This is a genomic window from Candidatus Rokuibacteriota bacterium, assembly GCA_030647435.1.
Classification (GTDB): Bacteria; Methylomirabilota; Methylomirabilia; order Rokubacteriales; family CSP1-6; genus AR37.
Window position 1 is genome coordinate 1 of sequence record JAUSJX010000084.1, and the last position, 3,442, is coordinate 3,442.

At 67.8% G+C, this 3,442-nt stretch carries 3 protein-coding genes; all 3 read right to left on the reverse strand.

The genetic code is table 11. From position 1 onward, the window contains the following. Positions 1-834: 834 nt before the first annotated feature. Genes Q7W02_15560 through Q7W02_15570 form a run of 3 tightly spaced genes read right to left on the reverse strand, consistent with a single transcriptional unit; the run spans position 835 to position 3,276 of the window. A complete protein-coding gene (locus tag Q7W02_15560; protein MDO8477580.1) occupies positions 835-1,335 on the reverse strand; it encodes an alcohol dehydrogenase catalytic domain-containing protein in 501 nt (166 codons plus the stop codon). A gap of 28 nt (positions 1,336-1,363) precedes the next feature. Then, positions 1,364-2,455: a Zn-dependent alcohol dehydrogenase gene (locus Q7W02_15565; GenBank protein ID MDO8477581.1), complete on the reverse strand. Its 1,092-nt coding sequence runs from the start codon at positions 2,453-2,455 to the stop codon at positions 1,364-1,366. Positions 2,456-2,463: 8 nt separating this feature from the next. Further along, complete coding sequence (locus Q7W02_15570; protein ID MDO8477582.1) at positions 2,464-3,276, reverse strand: amidohydrolase family protein; 813 nt, start codon at positions 3,274-3,276, stop codon at positions 2,464-2,466. Positions 3,277-3,442 lie beyond the last annotated feature (166 nt).

Sequence of the window (3,442 nt, forward strand, 5' to 3'; positions counted from 1 at the left end):
GGGGATCCTCCTGTCCGGTCCGCACTTGCTTCCCACGCCGGACCGCCCAGGCAACACTGCCCCTGAGTGCCTTGCAGCCTATCACTCAATCACCGCATCCGCTGCAGCAGCAGCGACGAGGAGGGCGAGCAATGGGCCGCCGGCCTTCCGATGGCGCAGTGCGGCTAGCAGTGGCATGCAAGGTGCTGTAGCGTTGCCAGTCCAGAACAGGTCGTCGGATTATCCATCGAGTTCGGAGCCACGGGAGGGCCAGCCATGCCTGTCTACGAGTACCACTGTGACAAGTGCAAGCGTGACGTACGAGTCACCCTCTCAATCAGCGAGCACAACAAGGCGAAGGTCGCATGCCCCCGGTGCGGCAATACGGCGCTTCGCCCGTTGCTGAGCACGTTCTTTTCTCAGACGTCCCGCAAGTCCTGATTGACACGCCCGGCGAAGACGCCGACGCAGGGCCACCCGTTCGCGACAATCGGGGCACGGTGATGCCGGGCACCCGGGGTGAACTCAGCGGCGAACTATCGGTTCCGGAGAGCCTCGTGTAGTCCCAACGGTGCAGACGAAGGACAGGCACGCCACGGTGAGAAGTTCTCAGTCGTGTGCGAGCCGGGATGCTCATCGAGCCGTAGTTGCACACGACACCACCCTCGGCGAGACACGCCGACAGCCGCGCCGTCGCCCGGCCGGAGACCGCGTCGAGGCCGAGCCGGACCGGGGCGCCGCCCGTCTGCGCCTTCACCGTCTCGGCGAGCTCGGGACCGTCGACGGCGCACCCGTCGGCACCCAGCGCTCGGAGCTCGGCGAAGAGCGAGTCGCGCCGCACGACGTTCATGGTCTTCACGCCGCGCGCGCGAGCCGGGGGAATGAGTAGGTGCCCCACGGCCCTGCGTCGGCGACGTTCTGGATCACCCAGTCACCCGGCTTCAGCTTGACGATGTCGGTGAGGAGCAGGAGCGCCGTGGGCGGGTTGATGCGCAGTATGGCCGCCTGCCGCACGTCCATGCGGGAGGGCACGGGAATGACGTCCTCGCCTTTCACGCGCCGCTTCTGGGTCCAGTTCTCGCGCTGCAGGTTGATGACCAGGTCGCCCGGCTTGACGTGCGACACGCCGGCGCCCACCGCCGTGACGCGGCCGATGCACTCGGCCCCCGGAGTGGCGGGCAGGGGCGGCTTGAGACGGTAGGTGCCCCGGCAGAACGAGACGTCGGCTGAGTTGATCGGGAAGGCGAGGACGTCGAAGACCACCTCGCCCGCGCCGGGCACGCCGACATCCGGCACCTCCGCGCAGCGCGCCACCTCTTCCGGCGACCCGTAGCGATCGAACAGGATCTGCTTCATCCTTTATTCTTCCGACCCGAGCGGCTCATCAGTCGAAGGTCAGCACGGTCCGCGCGACTTCCCCGGCCTTCATCGCCCGGAAGGCCTCGTTGATGTCGCCGAGCCGTCCCCGACGGGAAACCATCTCGTCGAGCAGGAGCCGCCCCTGGCGATAGAACTCGAGGTAGCGCGGAATGTCGACGCGGAATCGGTTCGAGCCCATGCGAGAGGTCTGCACGCGGCATTCAGGCCGGATGGCCATCCACGGGAACTCGATCATCGCGTCCGGGGGCAGAACGCCGACGATCGTCGCCGTGCCCCTGATGGCGAGGCTCTCGATGGCCTGCCGCACGAGCTTCGAGTTTCCCACGGCCTCGAAGGCGTGATCGACCCCCGCCCCGCCCGTAAGTGCGCGGACCGCCTTGACGGGATCGTCGTTGGCGCTGTTCACGACGTGCGTGGCGCCCACCCTCTTCGCCATCTCCAGCTTCGAATCGAACACGTCGATGCCGATGATCTGGCTCGCGCCGCCGATGCGGGCGCCTTGGACGATCGCCAGCCCCACGCCGCCACAGCCGAACACGGCCACGGTCTGCCCGGCCTCGAGCCCCGAGGTTCGAAGCGCGGCTCCCACGCCGGTGAGGACGCCGCACCCCACGAGGGCAGCCCGGTCGAGGGGCAGGTCGGGGTCGATCTTCACGATCGAGTTCTCGTGGAGCAGCATTCGCTCGGCGTAGCTCGAGATGCCGATGAATTGTCGTAGCGGTCGGCCCTGCTGCGAGAGCCGCGGCGCCGCCGACTCCGCGCGGGTGACGACGCCGCCCACGCAGAGGTTCGGATGGCCGCCGAGGCACTGCGCGCAGCTCCCGCAGAAGCCGGAGAGACAGGCCACCACGTGATCCCCGGGTTGTACCGTGGTCACGTCGGCGCCCACCGCCTCCACGACGCCCGCGCCTTCGTGACCCAGGACGATGGGTCGATCCACGGGGAACCGTCCGAAGCCATCGACGACGTGGAGGTCGCTGTGACACACCCCCGTGGCCGCCGTGCGGACGAGGACCTCGCGACCCCAGGGCTTGTCGATCTGCACCGACTCGATGGTCAGGGGCTGGTTCACCTTCCGGAACACCGCGGCCTGCATGTCCATTCTCATCTCCTCCAGTCGAGCCACACGCAGACGGCCCGTCCCATGACGAGCTCCTTGTCGCGGCCCGACAGCCACGGCAGCTCCTCCGTGAACATGGTCACGCACTGCCGCCACGAGCACGGCATGCGCGTGATGTCGGTGCCCCAGAACATCCGCTCGGGCCCGAAGGCATCGTAGATCCGGCGGAGGTGGCCGTGGACATTGCGATAGGGATAGGGCTCGCTCGAGTAGCTCGGCGCCCCCGTGGCCTTGATCGCGACGTTCGGATGCTTGGCCAGCGCCAGCATGTCCGGAAGCGAGGCCCAGGCCGCGTCGTCCTTGCTGCCCGACGGCCTGCCGAGGTGATCGATGATCAGCTTAAGTCGCGGATGTCGCTCCGCGATCTGGCCGACGAGCGGCATGAAGCTCGCCGCGAGGAGCGCGATGGGCAGCCCGGCGCGCTCGGCGGCCGGCCACAGCCGGTCCATCGTTCCGTCCGTCGGCCAGGATTTCTGGTGCGGCTGCAGGAACGTGAACCGCAGGCCGAGCATCCCCGGCCGTTGCTTCCAGCCGTCGATCAAGGACCGGCTCTCAGGGCGGTCGAGGGGGAAGTTCCCGAGGATCGCGAGCCGCTTGGGATGCTGGCGCGCCGCCTCGACGGCGAGCTCATTGGCATTGGGATCCCAGGACGACGGCGGATGGATCACCGCGGCATCGACGCCGGCCTCGTCCATCTCCTTCAACAGCTCGTCCTTGGTGAAGCTCGGGACCTGCCGGTGATTCGGATTCGTCGGCTTGCCGCTCCCCCAGATGTGGACCTGCGCGTCGACGATCATTGCAGGACCTCGGCGCCCTTGCCGGCTTCCAGCTCGCAGGCGTTCACCGTCATCGACAGCATGCTGTAATAGCCGATCGCCCCCGTGAGCTGGATGAGTCCGTCATCGCCGAGCCGTGTCCGGAGCGCCTTGAACGTCGCGTCGTCAACCCGATGCTTGCGGATGA

Coding starts and splice junctions, on each gene's coding strand:
- Q7W02_15565 (MDO8477581.1), bottom strand. CDS start 2,455: ATGCAGGCCGCGGTGTTCCGGAAGGTGAACCAGCCCCTGACCATCGAG.
- Q7W02_15560 (MDO8477580.1), bottom strand. CDS start 1,335: ATGAAGCAGATCCTGTTCGATCGCTACGGGTCGCCGGAAGAGGTGGCG.
- Q7W02_15570 (MDO8477582.1), bottom strand. CDS start 3,276: ATGATCGTCGACGCGCAGGTCCACATCTGGGGGAGCGGCAAGCCGACG.